Annotated in this window: 18 protein-coding genes; 4 read left to right on the forward strand and 14 right to left on the reverse strand. The window is 64.5% G+C overall.

What is annotated here, in order from left to right; all coding sequences use genetic code 11:
- Positions 1-131: 131 nt before the first annotated feature.
- From rpsO to ACLI1P_RS08025, 3 genes are all read right to left on the reverse strand, one after another.
- Positions 132-401 carry a 30S ribosomal protein S15 gene (gene rpsO / locus ACLI1P_RS08015; protein ID WP_296130815.1) on the reverse strand — a complete coding sequence of 90 codons (270 nt, stop codon included), beginning with the start codon at positions 399-401 and terminating at the stop codon, positions 132-134.
- Positions 402-495: 94 nt separating this feature from the next.
- Positions 496-1,404, reverse strand: a complete 909-nt coding sequence (locus tag ACLI1P_RS08020) for a nucleoside hydrolase (RefSeq protein WP_408930632.1) — start codon at positions 1,402-1,404, stop codon at positions 496-498.
- Entirely contained in the window at positions 1,405-2,385 is a 981-nt protein-coding gene (locus ACLI1P_RS08025) for a bifunctional riboflavin kinase/FAD synthetase (protein WP_408930633.1), read from the reverse strand. It abuts the gene before it with no gap.
- Positions 2,386-2,422: 37 nt separating this feature from the next.
- On the opposite strand from ACLI1P_RS08025, the gene truB reads away from it, so the two are divergent.
- Complete coding sequence (gene truB / locus ACLI1P_RS08030; RefSeq protein ID WP_306506793.1) at positions 2,423-3,316, forward strand: tRNA pseudouridine(55) synthase TruB; 894 nt, start codon at positions 2,423-2,425, stop codon at positions 3,314-3,316.
- Here truB and ACLI1P_RS08035 read toward each other — a convergent pair.
- From ACLI1P_RS08035 to rimP, 9 genes are all read right to left on the reverse strand, one after another.
- Positions 3,313-3,987: a 4'-phosphopantetheinyl transferase gene (locus tag ACLI1P_RS08035; RefSeq protein WP_408930635.1), complete on the reverse strand. Its 675-nt coding sequence runs from the start codon at positions 3,985-3,987 to the stop codon at positions 3,313-3,315. The two genes, truB and ACLI1P_RS08035, sit on opposite strands and share 4 nt — an antisense overlap.
- Entirely contained in the window at positions 3,980-4,801 is an 822-nt protein-coding gene (locus ACLI1P_RS08040; protein WP_411708514.1) for a metallophosphoesterase family protein, read from the reverse strand. The genes ACLI1P_RS08035 and ACLI1P_RS08040 overlap by 8 nt, the downstream gene beginning before the upstream one ends.
- 64 nt (positions 4,802-4,865) lie before the next feature.
- Entirely contained in the window at positions 4,866-6,179 is a 1,314-nt protein-coding gene (locus tag ACLI1P_RS08045) for an MATE family efflux transporter (RefSeq protein WP_411708515.1), read from the reverse strand.
- Positions 6,180-7,142, reverse strand: coding sequence for a DHH family phosphoesterase (locus ACLI1P_RS08050; protein WP_411708516.1), 963 nt, complete (start codon positions 7,140-7,142; stop codon positions 6,180-6,182). It abuts the gene before it with no gap.
- A complete protein-coding gene (rbfA, locus tag ACLI1P_RS08055; RefSeq protein WP_411708517.1) occupies positions 7,143-7,586 on the reverse strand; it encodes a 30S ribosome-binding factor RbfA in 444 nt (147 codons plus the stop codon).
- 189 nt (positions 7,587-7,775) lie between these two features.
- Complete coding sequence (infB, locus tag ACLI1P_RS08060; RefSeq protein ID WP_411708518.1) at positions 7,776-10,499, reverse strand: translation initiation factor IF-2; 2,724 nt, start codon at positions 10,497-10,499, stop codon at positions 7,776-7,778.
- Between the two features lie 108 nt (positions 10,500-10,607).
- Complete coding sequence (locus ACLI1P_RS08065; protein ID WP_296130793.1) at positions 10,608-10,955, reverse strand: YlxR family protein; 348 nt, start codon at positions 10,953-10,955, stop codon at positions 10,608-10,610.
- 123 nt (positions 10,956-11,078) lie between these two features.
- The gene (nusA, locus tag ACLI1P_RS08070) at positions 11,079-12,095 is read right to left on the reverse strand and encodes a transcription termination factor NusA (RefSeq protein ID WP_296130789.1); all 1,017 of its coding nucleotides are present in this window, start codon (positions 12,093-12,095) and stop codon (positions 11,079-11,081) included.
- Positions 12,096-12,098: 3 nt separating this feature from the next.
- Positions 12,099-12,665, reverse strand: a complete 567-nt coding sequence (rimP, locus tag ACLI1P_RS08075) for a ribosome maturation factor RimP (protein ID WP_296130788.1) — start codon at positions 12,663-12,665, stop codon at positions 12,099-12,101.
- Positions 12,666-12,702: 37 nt separating this feature from the next.
- On the opposite strand from rimP, the gene ACLI1P_RS08080 reads away from it, so the two are divergent.
- Positions 12,703-13,590 (forward strand): hypothetical protein, encoded by an 888-nt coding sequence (locus ACLI1P_RS08080; protein ID WP_411708519.1) that lies wholly within the window; start codon positions 12,703-12,705, stop codon positions 13,588-13,590.
- Between the two features lie 28 nt (positions 13,591-13,618).
- Here the strand turns inward: ACLI1P_RS08080 and ACLI1P_RS08085 are convergent, their stop codons facing one another.
- The gene (locus ACLI1P_RS08085; protein WP_411708520.1) at positions 13,619-14,002 is read right to left on the reverse strand and encodes a hypothetical protein; all 384 of its coding nucleotides are present in this window, start codon (positions 14,000-14,002) and stop codon (positions 13,619-13,621) included.
- Entirely contained in the window at positions 13,995-15,764 is a 1,770-nt protein-coding gene (locus ACLI1P_RS08090; protein ID WP_411708521.1) for a proline--tRNA ligase, read from the reverse strand. The genes ACLI1P_RS08085 and ACLI1P_RS08090 overlap by 8 nt, the downstream gene beginning before the upstream one ends.
- A 32-nt stretch (positions 15,765-15,796) precedes the next feature.
- On the opposite strand from ACLI1P_RS08090, the gene yaaA reads away from it, so the two are divergent.
- Entirely contained in the window at positions 15,797-16,516 is a 720-nt protein-coding gene (gene yaaA / locus ACLI1P_RS08095; RefSeq protein WP_411708522.1) for a peroxide stress protein YaaA, read from the forward strand.
- A gap of 77 nt (positions 16,517-16,593) precedes the next feature.
- A complete protein-coding gene (locus ACLI1P_RS08100) occupies positions 16,594-17,718 on the forward strand; it encodes an ATP-binding protein (protein ID WP_306506783.1) in 1,125 nt (374 codons plus the stop codon).
- Position 17,719: the final 1 nt, after the last annotated feature.

Consider the following 17,719-nt stretch of genomic DNA (forward strand, 5'->3'; position numbering starts at 1 on the left):
CTCCTTGGAGTTGTCGTGGCGATCTTCGGTGCCGCCTACTGGTGTTCTTATTTCAACAACGCCCCAAGATTTTAGCAGAAAACACAAGAAGACCCCCGCCACGTGGGCGGGGGTTGACGTCGCGCGCTAGCTTAGCGGCGCAGACCCAGACGAGAAATCAGGTCACGGTAACGGTCGACGTCGTTCGCAGCCAGGTACTTCAGCATGTTACGACGACGACCAACCATCAGCAGCAGACCACGACGGGAGTGGTGATCGTGCTTGTGATCCTTGAGGTGCTCGGTCAGGGTGTTGATGCGGGAGGTCAGCAGGGCAACCTGTGCCTCCGGGGAGCCGGTATCGGTCTCGTGCAGGCCGAACTCCTTGAGGATTTCAGCCTTCTTCTCGGTGGTCAAAGCCATGGAAAAATCTCCTATATATTTCAGTCCACATAAAAGTAAGCGCGCACTACGCGCTGCCTGTAACTGCTGTGGACCGCAGTCAGCAAGCCAACGCTTAACTATAGAGGCTGGTGAGCTTCGACATCAAATCATCGACGAAGCGCAGCGCGTCCACTCCCACCGCCACCCGGGTGGTGGCCGCCTCCCCGAGGCGCTCCGGGTCACCGATGGTGCGGCCATTTTCTTCGCAGCGCAGGTTCATCTCCAGACAGGTCACCAGGGACGGGTCCGCCGCGACGGCCACCGCGAGGGGATCGTGCAGACCACAGCCACCGAGGTGCGGCGACGTGGTGGCATAGGCGCCGATGTAGTAATCCACGATATCGGCGAAGACGCGCCCGGCGTGGGAGGTTCGCCACTGCCGCGTGTGCTCCTTGGTCAACAGCGTGCGCAGCGTGACATCGAGCCCCACCATGGTGAGGTCCTGGGCGTGGCGGAAGACGTAGTCGGTCGCCTCCGGGTCCTGCCACACGTTGGCCTCGGCATACGGGGTGACGTTGCCGGGGACGGTCAGCGCGCCGCCCATCATGACGAGGTGGGCGTTGCGCGCGAACTCCGGGTCCTTCCGCATTGCGGCAGCGCAGCTTGTCGACGGCCCCGTGGGCACAATCACCAGGTCATCGCCATGCTCGCGGACCGACTGGAGGAGAAAGTCCACGGCATCGCCCTGCGGGGCGCGGCGTGGGGGCGGAAGTAGGACCTCGCCCAGGCCGTTGCGGCCGTGGATGAAGGCGGAGATGTCAGCCACCTGAAAGCCCTCGCGCACGGGTCCCACGAAGACGGGCACATCGTCGGCGCCGAGAAGCTCGAGCAGCGCCTGCGAGTTGCGCACGCCCAGCTCCACCGGGACGTTGCCGTACGTGCCGGTCACGCCGATGAGCTCGAGGTCCGGATGCGCCAGGGCGTAGGCCAGCGCCATGGCGTCGTCGATACCCGTATCGAGGTCGAGGATGATCTTGGTCATCTAGGACTCCTTCGCCAGAATCTCGCGGACCTTGTCCACGTCGCGGGCCATGGCGGCGAGCAGCTCCTCGACGGAGTTGAACTTCTCCATGTCTCGCACGTGATCAACAAAGCGGACCGTCGCCTCATGCCCGTAGAGGTCGGCATGGCGGTCCAGGACGAAGGACTCCACGGAACGCTCCTCATCACCAAAGGTCGGGTTGGTCCCCACGGAAATCGCCGCGGGGTACGCCACGCCCGCCTCCATGTCACCGTCCACTGGGGCGTCGGTGGGCTCGATGACGAACCAGCCGGCGTAGACGCCATCGGCCGGAATGGCCACAGAATCCGGGAAGTATTGATTGGCGGTGGGATAGCCCAGCTCCTTGCCGCCGCGTCCGGCGCCGCGCACGACCGGCCCCGTGACAGTGAAATGGCGGCCCAGCGCCCAGTTCGCGCTGGCAATATCGCCCCGCGCCAGTGCGGCGCGAATGTTGGTGGAGCAGATGCGCTGTCCGGCGTCGTCAAGCAACGGCACAATCTCCACGCCGAAGCCCAGCTGCTCCCCAAATTGGGAGAGCGCGGTGGCGGTTCCGGACGCCCCAGCTCCGAAGGTGAAGTTCTCCCCCACCACGACGTGCTCGGCGTGGAGACTGTTCACCAGGAGCGTGTCCACGTACTCGCGCGGACCCAGGCCGCGCAGCTCGCGGGTGAAATCGATAACGAGCACGGCATCAATCCCCAGCTCTTCTGCCAGCTGCAGGCGGCGCTCCACGGTAATGACGGCCAGCGGGGCGCGCTCGGGCAGGAAAACGGACACCGGGTGCGGGTCGAAGGTGACCATGACGGCGCGGTGGTCATTCTCGCGCGCGTTCTGCACCGTCGCGGCGACGAGCTGCTGGTGGCCGCGGTGCAGGCCGTCGAAGACTCCGATGGTCACCGACGTCGGGCCAAGGTCCGCGGGGATGCTGTCGATTCCGTACCAAATATCCACGGGCACCATGCTATCCCACTCTGGCCAGTGCCCTAGACTGCAGGGCATGACTGATCCGCTCGCACACTCCGGCCTCGTGGTCGTGGATAAGCCCGCCGGGATGACCTCCCACGACGTCGTTGGAAAACTCCGCCGCTACTTTCATACCCGCAAGGTAGGGCACGCGGGCACGCTCGATCCCATGGCTACCGGCGTGCTCGTGGTGGGCCTGGAGCGCGGCACCAAATTCCTGGCGCACATGGTGGCCTCCACCAAGGCCTACGATGCGACGATCCGCTTGGGCTGCGCCACCCACACCGACGACGCCGAGGGCGAGCGCACGTGGGGCGAGGACGCAGCCGCGCTTGACGACGCCTCCATTGCCCGCGAAATCGCCCAGCTCACCGGGGACATTATGCAGCGCCCGGCTGCGGTATCCGCCATCAAGATCGACGGCAAGCGCGCTCACGAGCGGGTGCGCGCCGGCGAGGAGGTGGAGATTCCCGCGCGCCCGGTCACCGTGAGCCGCTTCGATGTCCACGAGATTCGCCGCACGGGCGAGTTCGTGGATCTGGACGTGTCAGTGGCGTGTTCTTCCGGCACCTACATCCGCTCCCTCGCGCGCGATCTGGGCGAGGCCCTAGGCGTCGGCGGGCACCTCACGGCACTGCGCCGCACCGAGGTAGGCCCCTTCACGCTGGACGATGCCCTCCCCCTCGCCTCCCTCGAGGACTCTCCCTCCCTGTCCCTGAGCTTGGACGAGGCGCTCGCGCGCAGCTACCCGGTGCTCAACGTCACCGCGGAGGAAGCGCAAGCCCTGGCCATGGGCAAGTGGTTGGAGCCCCGCGGGCTGAAGGGAATCCACGCCGCTGTCGATCCGGATGGGCGCTCCATCGCGCTGATCAAGGAGAAGGGCAAGCGCCTGGCCACGGTGTTCGTGGCGCGGCCGTCGACTCTCTAGCTCCGAAAGTCGAGCGCTGGCACCGCGGCCGACACGATGACGTAGCCCTCTCGGATTACCCACCGGCCGGTGATAAACGGCACCGGCGTGGGACGGGCCAAAATGTAGGAGATGAGGGATCCGTCCAGGCGCAGATCAATTTCCGCCTGGTCGAAGTCGAGCCAGCGGTGCGTCATGGGGAACCACGTCTTGTACGTGGCCTCCTTGGCGCAAAACAGCAACCGGTCCGGGCACGTAATACCCGCTTGCTGCAGCCTTCCCAGCTGCGGCATCTCCCCCGCCCGGGCGATCATGGTGAGCACATGCTCCGGCAGCGGCTCCGCCGGTTCGGCATCCAGCCCCATCGAGCGCACCTGGCTCACCGGTGCCGCGACCGCCGCGCGCAGGCCCTCGGTATGCGTCATGGAGCCGGTGTATCCTTCCGGCCACAGGGGCATGCCGCGCTCACCGCGCAGGATAGGTTCGCTGCCGGTATAGCCCAGCTCCTTAAGGGCGCGGTGGGCGCACCAGCGGGCATCGCCGAACTCGGACTTGCGGATATCCACCGCCTGGGACACCACGGAGCGCTCTTCCGGGGCGAGGTGGTGGTAATTCACGAGGTCAGTGTAGGAGTCAGTGGTGCGCACATAGCAAAAGCGCGCGGACTCCGGAAACAGGCTGGGCTCAAGCATGCGCGGCCCTCCCCGTCTGCTCATCGAGGGTCAGCACCGGGTACGGCCATTGCTGGACGCCGCCGTGGGCCTGCCACTCGCGGGGGTAGCCCAGCGAGACCTCGATGTGGTCCACCCCATCGATGTTGGCGCGGTTCGGCATGTGCAGGTGCCCATAGATGACTGCCTGCGCGTTGTAGCGCCGCGGCCACGACCGCGTGTGGCGGGTTCCGCACCACAGGGCCACCTCGGGCCAGCGCATGTAGAGCGTCGGTTCCTGGACCAGCGGCCAGTGATTGATCAGGACCGTCTCCCCCTCCACGCGGGAGAGCCGCTTGATGGAATAGGCCAGCCGGTCCCAGCACCACGCACGCACATCAACAAAAGGCGCAATTGCGAACTGGTCCGTCATGACAATCTGCTTCTGCTGCGCATTGGCCAGCGCCTGCTCCGCGGTCGTTCCGGGCGGGCGGAAGCTGTAATCGTAGAGGGTAAACAGCGGAACGATGGTCACGCCGCCAAATACCGGAAATGGATCTTCCGGGGTCACAACACCGATTTCGCGGCAGCCCGCCACGAGGCGGTCGTACTTATCACGCCCCTTGTAGCGGTCTTGGCCACGGGAAAACAGCTCGTGGTTGCCGGGCACCCAGATGACCGTGGCGTAGCGGTTCTTCAACCGCGCCAGGGTGTTAAGTACCAAGTCGATGCGTTCGGCCACGTCGCCGGCCACGATCAGCCAATCGGTGGGGTCTTCCGGGACGAGTTCGTCGATGCGGGCGGCGTTGACTCGCACCGCCGCGTGTAGGTCAGAGACGGCCCACAGCGTGGTCATGGCGCCTCCTTCTTGACTGCATGTCCTCTACTTCTACCACAGGGCTCGGCCGAAACCCGTGACCTCAGACCCTAGCCCACCGCATGGAGTAGAAGCGCCACACCACACCGAGCATGCGGATGAGGATGAAGGCGGCGATGCCACCCCATACCCCGGCCAGACCTGCGTCGAGGGCGTAGGCCAGCCACACTCCCGGCAGGAAGCCGAGGAGCACCGCTCCCAGGGTCAGGGTGCGCAGGAACGCTGCGTCGCCCGCGCCGAGCAGCACTCCGTCGAGCGCGAACAGCACGCCACCAATGACCACGAGGAAGGTCATCACCCACCACGGGCCGGCAATGACGTGGAGGACCTCCGGGCTGGTAGTGAAGATGTGCGGGATGAACTGCGAGCCGAGGGCCAGCACGGCCGCTAGCGACACGGAGAAGCACGTGGAGTACAAGGTCACCTTGGTACCCACCGTGCGGGCGTAGCGAGCAGAACCTGCTCCCAGCGCCGCTCCGGTGAGCGCCTGGGCGGCAATGGCCAGCGAGTCGAGCACGAGGGACAGGAAGTTCCACATCTGCATCATGATCTGGTGCGCTGCCAGCTGCGCCGTGCCAATGCGGGAGGCCACAGCGGCCGCCGACAGGAAGGCCACCTGGAAGCTCAGCGAGCGCACGATGAGGTCCCGGCCAAGAACGAGCTGGCGGCGCACCACGTCCCACTTTACTGCCCAGGACCCGGTATGTTCGCGGCGCAATTCCATGAGGAAGAAGCACGCAATGATGCCCATGCCCAGGACCGTGGCGATGGCAGACCCCGCCAGTCCCCACAGGTGCACGAAGATGGGCACCGCGATGGCGCCAGGGATCATGCCGGCCAGGGTGAAGTAGAGGGGCTTGCGGGTGTTTTGTACTCCCCTCATCCAGCCGTTTCCGGCCATCTCAATGAGCGTGAGCGGGATGGCAAAGGCTGCGATGCGCAGCCACAGGGCGGTGCCTTGGGCGGTGTCCGGATTGCCGGTAAGCCACGTGGCAAAGGTTCCGGCGAAGAGCCACATGATGGTGGCCAGCAGCAGGCCGACGCCCACCGCGACCCACGTGGCTTGGACGCCTTCGGCCACGGCCTCCCCGCGCTTGCCCGCACCATAGAGCCGCGAGGCGCGGGCCGTGGTGCCATAAGACAAGAAGGTCAACTGTGTTGTCACCACCGAGTGCAGCGTAGCCGCCGCGCCCAGGGACGCCAGCTCGCCGGCGCCGAGGCGGCCCACCACAGCGGTATCGAGCAACAAGTACAACGGCATAGCCGCGAGCACGCCGAGGGCTGGAACGGCGAGGCGAAAAACCTCGCGCGCGGTGACTTTAACGGGTTGCTCTCTAACGGGTTGCTCCGCAGTCATTTAGGACAGTGCACCTACCAATTGTGCGGTAACGTCCTCCGGGGTGCCGTGGGCGGTGTAGCCGGCGGCCGGGACGTGGCCGCCGCCACCGAAGGTCAGCGCCACCTCGGCGCAGTTGACCTCGGAGGAACGCAGCGACACTGCCCAGACCTCGGGGGCCTGTTCCTTGAATACGACGCCGATATCGGTGCCCTTGAGCGCGCGCACGTAGTCCACGAAAGACTCGATGGCGGAATCGGCGTGGGTGCGCACTTCCTCATAAGGCACGAACAATACGGCCAGGCGGTGCTCACCGGCGTCCTCGATAGACAGTCCGGCGAGGACCCGGCCAATCATCTGAATGTCATCGGCCGAATTGGAGTCCATGAGCTCCATGGCGATCTGTTTGGTGTCGAGCCCGTACAACATAAGCCGTGCGGCGATGTCATGCATGGCGGGGCGACCCCAGCGGAAACTGCCAGTGTCAGTGACCAGCCCGGCGTACAGGCAGTGCGCAATGACTCGGTCGATCTGCACGGACAACCTATCCAGGATATCGAGCAACACGACCGTGGTGGACTCGCAGACGGGGTCCACCACGTTGATCGAGCCGAAGCCCGGGTTAGAGGAATGATGATCGATGCACAACACCCGCCCTGCGGCTGCCTTGGCTTCAACGGCTTCCATGAGGGAACCTGTGCGGTCGAGCGAGCCGCAGTCCAGGGTCACGTACAAGTCGTAGCCCTGCGGCAACTCATCAACCAGTTCAATCTCATCCACAGTCGGGATGGAAAACAGATTGGAGGAAATCTCGCGGCGCTGGCCAATCACCGTGCGCGTCTGCTTACCGCGCTGGCGCAGGGCCAGGGTCAAAGCTGCGGCGGAGCCCACGGCGTCAGCATCGGGCCGCAGGTGCGTGATAATGCAAATGCTGCTGGCCTGAACCAGCGCATCCGCCGCTGCTTCGTAGTTTGTGCGCGACACTTAGTCCTCTTCCCTCTCCGCAGTCTTGTACGGGTTCGCCTCACCAGCCGGGGTGGCGTTTTCCTTCAGCTTCGCCAGCTCCTCGTCACGTGCGCGAGCCCGCGCCAAGAGGTCCTCCATGTGCGCGGAAGCCTCCGGAACGGTGTCCAGCTCGAAGGCCAGCGTCGGGGTAAAACGCACCGACAGCTGGTCGCCGACAATCTTGCGGAGCTGGCCCTTCGCGCGGTGCAGGGCCTCTGCCGCCTGGTCAAAATCCGGCTCGGCGTCAATGTTCTTGCCGCGCACGGTGTAGTACACGGTGGCGTCGTGCAAGTCACCAGTGACGCGGGCATCGGTGATGGTCACCAGCTCCAAGCGGCGATCTTTCACCTGATGCTCGATGGCGCTGGCCACGATTGCCTGGATGCGCTTGGCCATACGCGCGGCGCGTGCGTGATCAACCATGTTGTAGCTCCTTCGTGTACTGCTCTTAACAACCACTCTAGGATACCGATCCGACACCGCCTGCCGAAACCGCCGAGAAAGTAATTCACGCTGTCGCACTCGGGCTGTCGCACACACTGCCACACAGGAGACAGAAATGGCGAAGCCCAGCCAGGATTTCCTGACTGGGCTTCGCCTTAGGACACGCAACTAGTCGCGCGGGACCTCGACCTCTTCGTAGGCCTGGATGATGTCGCCCACCTGGATATCCGGGTAGGACAGAACCATACCGCACTCGTAGCCGGCGTTGATCTCGTTTGCGTCGTCCTTCTCGTGGCGCAGGGACTCGATCTTCGCATCGGAAGTGATGACGTTGCCGTCACGGACAAGGCGTACCTTGCCGTTGCGCTTGACCTTGCCCTCGGTAACCATGCAGCCGGCGATGGTGCCGACGGCGGAGGACTTGAACAGCGCGCGGATCTCGGCGGCACCGGTGTCGCGCTCCTCGTAGATGGGCTTGAGCATGCCCTTGAGAGCAGCCTCCACCTCTTCGATGGCGCGGTAGATCACCGTGTAGTAGCGGATGTCCACGCCCTCAGCGTTGGCCTCCTCGGTGGCCTTACCCTCAGCGCGAACGTTGAAGGCAATAATCACGGCGTCGGAAGCCGCTGCCAGGGAGACGTTGGTCTGGGTGACCGCACCAACACCACGGTCGATGATGTTGAGCTGCACCTCGTCGTCGACCTCGATGTCCAGCAGGGCATCCTCCAGGGCCTCCACCGAACCGGCGTTGTCGCCCTTGAGAATGAGGTTGAGCGTGGAGGTCTCCTTGAGCACCGCATCCAGGTCCTCGAGGGAGACGCGCTTGCGTGCCTTGGCCTGCATCGCGGAACGCTTGCGGGCGTCACGCTGCGCAGCAATCTGGCGCGCGACACGGTCGTCCTCGACCACCAAGAGGTTGTCGCCGGCGCCCGGGACGCCGTTGAGGCCCTGGACCTGAACCGGACGGGACGGACCGGCCTCTTCCACGTCGTTGCCGAACTCGTCGAGCATGCGGCGCACACGACCGTGGGCGTCACCGACGACGATGGAGTCACCGACGCGCAGCGTACCGCGCTGAATGATGACTGTCGCCACCGGACCGCGGCCGCGGTCGAGGTGCGCCTCAATGGCGGCACCCTGCGCGTCCATGTCCGGGTTGGCGGTGAGCTCCAGAGCAGCGTCGGCAGTCAGGATGACAGCCTCCAGCAGCTCGTCGATGTTCTGGTTGTTCTTCGCAGAAATGTCCACGAACATCGTGTCGCCGCCGTACTCCTCCGGCACCAGGCCGTACTCGGTGAGCTGGCCACGGATCTTGTCCGGCTGTGCCTCCGGCTTATCAATCTTGTTGACAGCCACGACCACCGGGATGTCCGCCGCCTTGGCGTGGTTGATAGCCTCCACGGTCTGCGGCATCACGCCGTCGTCAGCAGCAACGACAAGGATGGCCAAGTCAGTGGACTTGGCACCGCGGGCACGCATGGCGGTAAACGCCTCGTGACCCGGGGTATCCAGGAACGTGATGGTGCGGTCGCCTTCCTCCAGATCCACCGTGGTCTGGTAGGCGCCGATGCCCTGGGTGATGCCACCGGCCTCACCCTCGCGCTCGTTGGTCTTACGGATGGTATCGAGCAAGCGGGTCTTACCGTGGTCGACGTGGCCCATGACGGTCACGACCGGCGGGCGCTTCTCCAAGGCTTCCTCGCCGCCCTCGTCCTCGCCGAACTGCAGGTCAAAGGACTCGAGCAGCTCACGGTCCTCATCCTCCGGGGAGACGACCTGAACCTCGTAGTTAATCTCGGAGCCCAGCAGCTGCAGGGTGTCCTCGGAGACGGAGGCCGTGGCGGTCACCATCTCACCAAGGTTGAACAGTGCCTGGACCAGCGCTGCCGGATCTGCACCGATCTTCTCGGCGAAGTCAGCCAGCGAAGCACCGCGACGCAGGCGCACGACCTTGCCGCCGCCGTCAGGCAGACGTACGCCGCCTACCTCGTGCTTCTGCTGCTCCTCAAACTCATGGCGCTTCTGACGCTTCGACTTCTTACCGCGACGCGGTGCGCCACCGGGACGGCCGAACGCACCAGCGGTGCCGCTGCGACGTCCGCCGCGACCACCACGGAAGCCACCGGGACCGCCACCCGGGCCACGCTGACCCGGGCCGCCACGTCCGCCGCGGCCGCGGCCACCGCCGCCATTGCCACCGGAGGACTTGGCCGGCATGCTGGCCGGGTTCGGGTGAGACGGCATCATTGCCGGCGACGGACGACGGCCGCCGCCCTTGTTGCCTTCACCCTGCGGGCGCTGGCCACCACGGCTGCCATTGCGCTGGCCGCCCTTGGTGCCGCCCGGACGCGGTCCGGGGCTCGGGCGATCGCTGGAGCCGCCCGTGGAGAACGGGTTATTAGCCACGCGGCGGGAGCCGCCCGGCTTCGGCATGGAACGCGGAGTCGGGCCGCTCTTCTTCTGCTGCGCACCCGGCTTCGGGGCGCCGCCCGGCTTGGGGCCAGCACCCGGCTTCGGAGCACCGCCTGGCTTCGGGGCCGCACCCGGCTTGGGGGCGTTGCCCTGCTTCGCTGCGGCGCCCGGCTTCGGGGCGTTCGAGGGCTTCGGGGCCCCCGGCTTCGGGGCCGCGGCGTTACCCGGCTTCGGGCCCGGCTTAGCGGCCTTCTTCTCTGCGGTCTTCTTGTCAGAAGGCTTCTTGTCCGCAGGCTTGTTCGCGCCTTCGTTGCCGCCCTTGGCCTCGTAGTGCGCGCGCATCTTCTTCACCACCGGGGGTTCGATGGTGGAGGATGCCGTCTTGACGAACTCGCCCTGCTCCTTCAGCGTGGCGAGTAGTTCCTTGCTGGTTACGCCGAGCTGCTTTGCCAACTCGTGTACACGTAGCTTTCCGGGCACTTGTCTCCTCTTCAATCTTCCTAGGAGCCAAGGCCGCGGAAACGGCCTGACCCCTAGTTAATGGCTATGGACTGTCATCGCTGATGCTGCTTCATCGTTGTGCGCTCATCAGTGTTCGGTCTTCCTTTTTAACTCTGGCTCGCACGGGCGTGAGCCCGCCGATAGCACCTGCTGCTGAGCAGCCAGGTACTCACGTACGTGACCTGTGTCCACGTCGGTGGACAATCGGAGCGCTCGCCGAAAGGCCTTAGTGCGCTCCGCCAGCTCTACCGCCTCCAGATCCGGGCGAATCCACGCTCCCCTGCCGGGGAGGCGGCGGCCCGGATCCGGAACGACACGGCGGCCGGTGGGGTCGTTCCTATCGGCGACAACCCGCAATAGCTCCGTGTCGGGATACCTGCGACGCGTCGCGATACAGGTGCGGAGGCGGTGTCCCCGAGAGTGTCCCTGAGACATCCAACTCCTTCACGCATCGCGATTCGTACCACGCCACAGCATTCCTGCATGTGGGCCGTTGGCTATTCTACGCGAAAAGAAGCTAAACCTTTAATCTGGGATCTAGCTTCTGCTCGGCTCGCCCTAGTCGCGTGCGGCGTCGGAGTGGATGTCAATCTTCCATCCGGTCAAGCGGGCAGCCAGGCGGGCGTTCTGGCCTTCCTTGCCGATTGCCAACGAGAGCTGGTAGTCCGGCACCGTGACCTGCGCCACCTGCGCTTCGGCGTCGAGAATCTCCACACGCACGACCTTGGACGGCGCCAGGGCGTTGCCCACGTAAACGCTGGGGTCCTCATTGAAGTCGATGATGTCGATCTTCTCGCCGCCCAGCTCGCGCATGATGTTGCTGACGCGAGCGCCCTTCGGGCCGATGCAGGCGCCCTTAGCGTTGAGCCCCTTGGCGTGCCCCACGACGGCGACCTTGGAGCGGTGACCCGCCTCGCGGGCGATGGCGATGAGCTCCACGGTGCCGTCGGCCACCTCCGGGATTTCCAGCTCGAAGAGGCCTCGCACCAACTCCGGGTGCGTGCGGGACAGGGTGATCTGCACCTTGGCGCCGTTGCGGTTAACTCCCACCACGTAGGCCTTGATGCGGTCACCGTGTTCCAGCTTCTCCCCCGGGAGCTGCTCGGCCGGCAGCAGGATGGCGTCCTGCGAATCGTGCTCGGTGCCCAGCTGCACTACCACGACACCGCGCTTGTTGGCGTGGATATCGCGCTGCACCACGCCCGAGACCACCGTGCCGGTCAGCTCAGAGTAGGAATCGTAGGTGCGCTCCGCCTCGTTTTCGCGCAGCTTGCGCAGGATCGCATCACGAACGGCTTGAGCGCCGATGCGGCCAAAGTTCTCCGGAGTATCGTCGTATTCGCTGCTTACCTCGCCGGTTTCCGGGTCACTCTCGGTGACGATGACGCTGACCGCACCGCTGTCGGCGTCGATGTCCACGCGCGACTTGGTGCCGGCGGCCTTGGTCTCGGCCGACTCGGCGCGGTAGTCCAGGTAGGAATACAAAAGGGCACCCGCGATTGCTTCGAGCAGGTCCTTGACGTGGACGCCACGCTCGCGCTCAATCGTACGAAGTGCCTCAAGATCGATATTCACTTATTAATCCTCTCGGTACACCGAGTTCTGCTCGGCGTAATCAAACGTCTGCATTGCTGCCTCACCCTCCGCTGCCGGAGGCTGAGCAAATTCAATTTCTACCACTGCACGGGTGATATTTTCCAATCGCTCGACCTGAAAACGCACCTCCTTCTTCACGGTCGTGATGAGCGCCACGGACTGCTCGTCGTCAGACAGCGCGCCGATGCGTGCGACGTGGGTGGTATCGGGGGCGTCGAGAAGCGCGTAGCCCACCAGACGCCCGCGGTTGCGGCGCCAGTGACGCGGCTGGGTCAGCGGGAAGTCCACGCCGGGGGTGGACACCTCCAGGGTGTAGCCGGCACCGAAGTTGAGGTCCCCGGCCTCCTCCTTGGCGTCGAACAACGCGGAAATCTCCTGCGAGAGCTCTTCGATGAGATCGGAGCTGGGACGCTCGTCTCCGTCGATACGGATAATGACCTGTGATTTCTTACCGGCACGCGTGGTTTTCACGTCCTCGATATCGAGGCCACGCGCGGCGGCCACGGGCTGAAGAATCTCGGTCAATTGCGCGGAAGTTGGGAATGCCATGCGCTCTAGCGTAGGTCAAGCAGGTAGGGTCTTTCGGGTGAACCGCCGTGTAGTTGTCCCCGCCCTGCTCCTGACCTCCCTGCCGTGGCTGAGTGGTTGCCAGGCCACCGACGCTGTGGTCGATTACTTTGGCCCCCGCGCCGACCCAGCGCTGACTAAGCTGGCGCAGTCCGCCAGCGCGGATGCCACAGCCCTCCAGGAGCTCGACGCCGATGCCGCGGCGCTGCGCTCCCAGCAGGCAGACGAGCTCTACGCGGAGATCGACCGCCTCTGCGGGCGCAACGAGGACGGCCAAGCGCCGCGCTCCTGCGCGGTGGACCGTGACGTCCCGGCCCGAGACGTACCCAGTGAGGACGCGGCGCACGCAGTACATGCAGTGCTTGACGACGCCGCCGTGGCCACCGAAGACCAGCTCAACCACGTCTCCTCCGAGTCCCGGGCGCTGGTCACCGCCCAGGCCATCGCGCTGGAGGCCTGGACCGGCGACGACGCCGCGGAAGCCCCCGAGCTGACCAAGCCGGAGATCGACCAGGCCACCGACCTTCTGGAGTGGGAGTACGAGCAGGTCTACGGCCTGGACTTCACCCGCTCCTACGCCGCCCCCGACCAGGAGGCGGACATTGATGAGCGCCTCGACGTCCACGAACGGCGCATCCTGCAGCTGCAGAAGCGCCTCGAAGAGCAGGGGCCGGTGCCCCAGCCGGCCGCGGCCTACTCGCCCACCGCGGGCGAACTGCCCGTAGATGCCAACTCAGCCCGAGCCTTCGTGGATACTCTCGCCCACAACGACACGCTGAAGTGGACGGACGCCGCCGCCCAGGCTGCCGGCACCGCGGGCAGCGATAGCGACGCGGAGGCCACCAATGCCTGGCGGCGCTGGCTCATCGAGGTCGCGGCGCAGTCGCACCGCTTCCATACGGCCTAGTTCGCGCTCACTGGGCTATTTCGCTGGGCTATTTCGTTCCGCGCTGCCGGCCGCGAAAGATCGACCAGGCAAAGGCCAGGGCCGGGATCTGTAGCGGCAGGCGCAGCATGTGGTAAATCTTCTTGCCCGTCGGCGCCGTGCCACCAGCAAGCTCCTTGCGTGCATGGTAGAAGTTCGCCGGCCACACCGCCGCGAGCAACGCGAAGGCGGACAGCCCGCCCCACTCCTGGGTGCGGCGGTTAGCTAGCAGCGCGCCCGTGGCAATCTCCCACGCGCCGGAGACGAAGTTGTAGAGGCGTGCCGGCCCGGGCAGCTCCGGCGGGATGATGGACTCGAAGGGCTGTGGCTTGGCAAAGTGCAACACGCCCATAGCGGTCAGTGCCGCTGCCATACCGTGTACTGCCTTAGTCATGGATAAGCTCCTGCAGGGTGTCAACGATCTGATCCGCGGGTACCTCGCGGGTTTCGCCGCCGCGGATGCGCAGCTCGATAATCCCATCGGCGAAGGAGCGGCCCAGGATGGCGATGAACGGCATGCCCAGCAACTCCGCGTCCTTGAACTTCACGCCCGGGGAGACCTTCGGACGGTCGTCGAAGAGCACCTCCACGCCGGCGCGGTCGAGGTCTTCCACCAGCTTCTTGCCTGCCTCCATGGCTGCGGCGTCCTTGTTCGCCACAGCCACGTGCACCTGATACGGCGCGACGGCGACCGGCCAGTTGAGGCCCTTCTCGTCGTGACGCTGCTCCGCCAACACCGCGAGCATGCGGGTGACACCAATGCCGTAGGAGCCCATGGTGGGCACGGCACGCTTGCCGTTCTCATCCAAGATCTGGACGTCGAAGGCCTCGGTGTACTTGCGCCCCAGCTGGAAGATGTGGCCCAGCTCGATGCCGCGCTCCAGGGTCAGCGTGCCCTGGCCGTTCGGTGCCGGGTCGCCTTCCTTGACCTCGGCGGCTTCGATGAACTCGTCCACGGTGAAGTCGCGGCCGGCAACGCAGCCCACGACGTGGCGGTTCGCGGCGTCCGCGCCGGTAATCCAGGAAGTACCGGAGACCACGCGCGGGTCGGCGTAGACCTTGACCTCGTTCGCATTGAGAGCGCGCGGGCCCACATACCCCTTGACCAGGAACGAGTTCTTCTTAAAGTCCGCCTCGCCGGCGAGCTCGAACTCCGCCGGCTCCAGGGAGGCCTCGAGGCGCTTCTCATCCAGCTCACGGTCGCCCGGGATGAGAACTGCGGCCAGCTCCCACTCCCGGTCTTCTTCGGTGGCGGCGGGCTGGGCCACCTTCACCATCATGCACTTGAGGGTATCGGCAGCGGTGACCGCGCGGCCCGCGACAGTTACGCCTTCGCCATTGGCCCACTCCACGAGGGACTCAATGGTAGGTGCGTCCGGGGTGTCATACTCCTGCGCCTCCGGCTGGCCCTCCAGCGGAATCTCCGCCGGGGCCTGGGTAACGACAGCTTCTACGTTGGCGGCATAGTCGCCCTCGGTGGCGCGGACGAAGGTGTCCTCGCCCACCTCGGAGACGGCGAGGAACTCCTCGGAGGCGGAGCCACCCATCGCACCGGAGGTGGCCTTGCAGATAGCGTAGTCAATCTCCAGGCGGTTGAAGATGTTCTGGTAGGCCTTGCGGTGGCGCGCGTAGGACTGGTCCAGGCCCTCATCTGACATGTCGAAGGAGTAGGAGTCCTTCATGGTGAACTCGCGGCCGCGCAGCACGCCGGCGCGCGGGCGCTCCTCGTCGCGGTACTTCGTCTGAATCTGATACAGCGTGACCGGGAAGTCCTTGTAGGAGGAGTACATATCCTTGACTGCGGTGGCGAACATCTCCTCGTGCGTCGGCCCCAGGAGCATGTCGGTACCCTTGCGGTCCTGCAGGCGGAACAGGTTGTCGCCGTACTCGGTCCAGCGGTTCGAGGTCTCATAAGGCTCGCGCGGCAGCAGCGCCGGGAAGAGCATTTCCTGGCCGCCGATGGCGTTCATCTCTTCCCGGATCACGTCCTCAATCTTGCGCATCGCGCGCAGACCCAGCGGCAGCCACGTGTAGACGCCCGGCGCGGCGCGGCGGACGTAACCTGCACGGACAAGAAGCTTGTGGCTAGGAACTTCGGCATCCGCCGGATCCTCGCGAAGGGTGCGGAGGAAAAGCTCAGATAGACGGGTAATCATGGTTGCTCAGTCTACATCGCTAGCATGTAGCCATGCTCATCATCCTCCCACCTTCTGAGACCAAAGCCCACGGCGGCAACAGTGCACCACTTGACTGGGACGCGCTCTCCTTCCCTAAGTTGAATCCCGTACGCCGCGAAATTGCCGCTGAGCTGGCGGCTCTCGACGTCGACGAGGCGCTTAAGGTCCTCAAGATCTCGGAGAAGCTCCGCGGGGAGGCAGAGTCCAATCGGGTGCTGGAATCCTCCCCCACCATGCCGGCCCTCGAGCGGTTTACAGGCGTGCTGTATGACGCCCTCAATGCACCCTCCTTGGACGCGGACGCCCGCGAGTTCCTAGCAGTGGGCGATGCACTGTTTGGGCTCGTGCGCGCGGACGACCTCATCCCCCACTATCGCCTCTCCGGCGGCACCAAGCTGGGTGGGCGCACGTTGAAGTCACGCTGGGGCAGCGCAATTAGCGACGAGTTGCGTGCGCTTGCTCGCGAGCAGCTCATTATCGACATGCGCTCCGGCACCTATCAGCAGCTGGGCAAGCTCAAGGAGGCGGCCACGGTCCGCGTGGAGTCCGTGCAGGAGGATGGCTCCCGCAAGGTGGTCTCTCACTTCAACAAGCACTACAAGGGTAAGCTAGCCCGGGTGCTCGCCCTGCACGGCGCGGAGGTCTCCTCCCTCGAGGACGCCGCCCGCATAGCCCAGGAAGCTGGCTTGAATACCGAACTGCGCGGCAGCGAGCTGGTACTCGTGATCTGATTTATCTATTTATCAATTTATCTACGCCCGCCGATTTATCTATTTATCAATTTATCTGACTGCTATATACTTCCAGCATGACTGGAAACCCTTTTCGCCCAACCTTTGGTGCCAGCCCACTTAAGTGGGCTGGCCGCAGTGCGGTCCTCAACGACTTCACGGTTGGGCTCGACGGCGGAGTTGGCAACCCTAATCGCGCAATGCTTATTAGCGGTCATCGTGGGATGGGCAAAACGGTCCTGTTGACTGAGCTCGAGGACCTCGCAGCCCAACAAGGTTGGGCTGTTATTCGAGTCAGTGGCCGGAGCAATTCAGTCACCCAGCTCATCGACTCCATCATTCCAGAAAAGATCAACCAGCTGTCTTCTCCATCAACCCGTCGAATCAAGGACATACGCATTGCGGGCCTCGGCGGCATTGGCACTGAGGAAATCGGTACGCCACCAGTCCCAACACTGGAATCACGCTTACGCGAGCTCTCCGAGCATCTCCGAGACAGCGGAATTCTACTTACTATCGATGAGATCCAGGACGCCGATCCTCATGACCTTGAGAGCATCGCAGTCGCATTCCAGCATCTTGTTCGCGATGAACTCGACGTTGCCATTGTGATGGCAGGGCTTACTGCCGGTGTTGACAAGCTCCTGCACCTGCCTGGAACAACGTTTTTGCGTCGTGCCCGCAGATTTCACCTAGGACCTGTTAACCCGCAAGCTACCACCAGTGCTTTCAAAGATACGGCAGCATTAACATCTATTGCCTTCAACGACGAAGCCGCACACGGCGCTACTGAAGCTAGCCACGGCTATCCCTTCCTCATCCAGCTCATCGGATACTTGGCCTGGAACGCCGCGTCACAAGCCAGTGAAACGACCATTACCTCAACAACCGTCAACGCTGTTCTTGGTGAAGCAATCACGACAATGGGAACCCAAGTGCATGATCCTGCGGTACGCGCACTCAGCCAACGCCAACTTGAGTACCTACACGCTCTGGCGAACATAGCTGATGAGGCGGGGACGGCCACCTCTGGCGCTATTGCTCACGAACTCAAGACAACGACGACGTCTCTCAGTGAGGTGCGCGCACGTTTGCTAGAGCAGGGGCTTATCGACGCCCCACGGCACGGCACAGTTGCTCTCGCCCTTCCGTACCTCCGCAATTATCTTCACGCAGGCGGCGAACAAACCTACGTGGACTAAC

It is taken from the genome of Corynebacterium tardum (genome assembly GCF_046717785.1).
GTDB lineage: Bacteria > Actinomycetota > Actinomycetes > Mycobacteriales > Mycobacteriaceae > Corynebacterium.

Excerpts from the sequence above, each read along its gene's own strand:
- rpsO (WP_296130815.1), bottom strand. The coding sequence starts at position 401 with ATGGCTTTGACCACCGAGAAGAAGGCTGAAATCCTCAAGGAGTTCGGC.
- ACLI1P_RS08020 (WP_408930632.1), bottom strand. The coding sequence starts at position 1,404 with ATGACCAAGATCATCCTCGACCTCGATACGGGTATCGACGACGCCATG.
- ACLI1P_RS08025 (WP_408930633.1), bottom strand. The coding sequence starts at position 2,385 with ATGGTGCCCGTGGATATTTGGTACGGAATCGACAGCATCCCCGCGGAC.
- truB (WP_306506793.1), top strand. The coding sequence starts at position 2,423 with ATGACTGATCCGCTCGCACACTCCGGCCTCGTGGTCGTGGATAAGCCC.
- ACLI1P_RS08035 (WP_408930635.1), bottom strand. The coding sequence starts at position 3,987 with ATGCTTGAGCCCAGCCTGTTTCCGGAGTCCGCGCGCTTTTGCTATGTG.
- ACLI1P_RS08040 (WP_411708514.1), bottom strand. The coding sequence starts at position 4,801 with ATGACCACGCTGTGGGCCGTCTCTGACCTACACGCGGCGGTGCGAGTC.
- ACLI1P_RS08045 (WP_411708515.1), bottom strand. The coding sequence starts at position 6,179 with ATGACTGCGGAGCAACCCGTTAGAGAGCAACCCGTTAAAGTCACCGCG.
- rbfA (WP_411708517.1), bottom strand. The coding sequence starts at position 7,586 with ATGGTTGATCACGCACGCGCCGCGCGTATGGCCAAGCGCATCCAGGCA.
- ACLI1P_RS08065 (WP_296130793.1), bottom strand. The coding sequence starts at position 10,955 with ATGTCTCAGGGACACTCTCGGGGACACCGCCTCCGCACCTGTATCGCG.
- rimP (WP_296130788.1), bottom strand. The coding sequence starts at position 12,665 with ATGGCATTCCCAACTTCCGCGCAATTGACCGAGATTCTTCAGCCCGTG.
- ACLI1P_RS08085 (WP_411708520.1), bottom strand. The coding sequence starts at position 14,002 with ATGACTAAGGCAGTACACGGTATGGCAGCGGCACTGACCGCTATGGGC.
- ACLI1P_RS08090 (WP_411708521.1), bottom strand. The coding sequence starts at position 15,764 with ATGATTACCCGTCTATCTGAGCTTTTCCTCCGCACCCTTCGCGAGGAT.
- yaaA (WP_411708522.1), top strand. The coding sequence starts at position 15,797 with ATGCTCATCATCCTCCCACCTTCTGAGACCAAAGCCCACGGCGGCAAC.
- ACLI1P_RS08100 (WP_306506783.1), top strand. The coding sequence starts at position 16,594 with ATGACTGGAAACCCTTTTCGCCCAACCTTTGGTGCCAGCCCACTTAAG.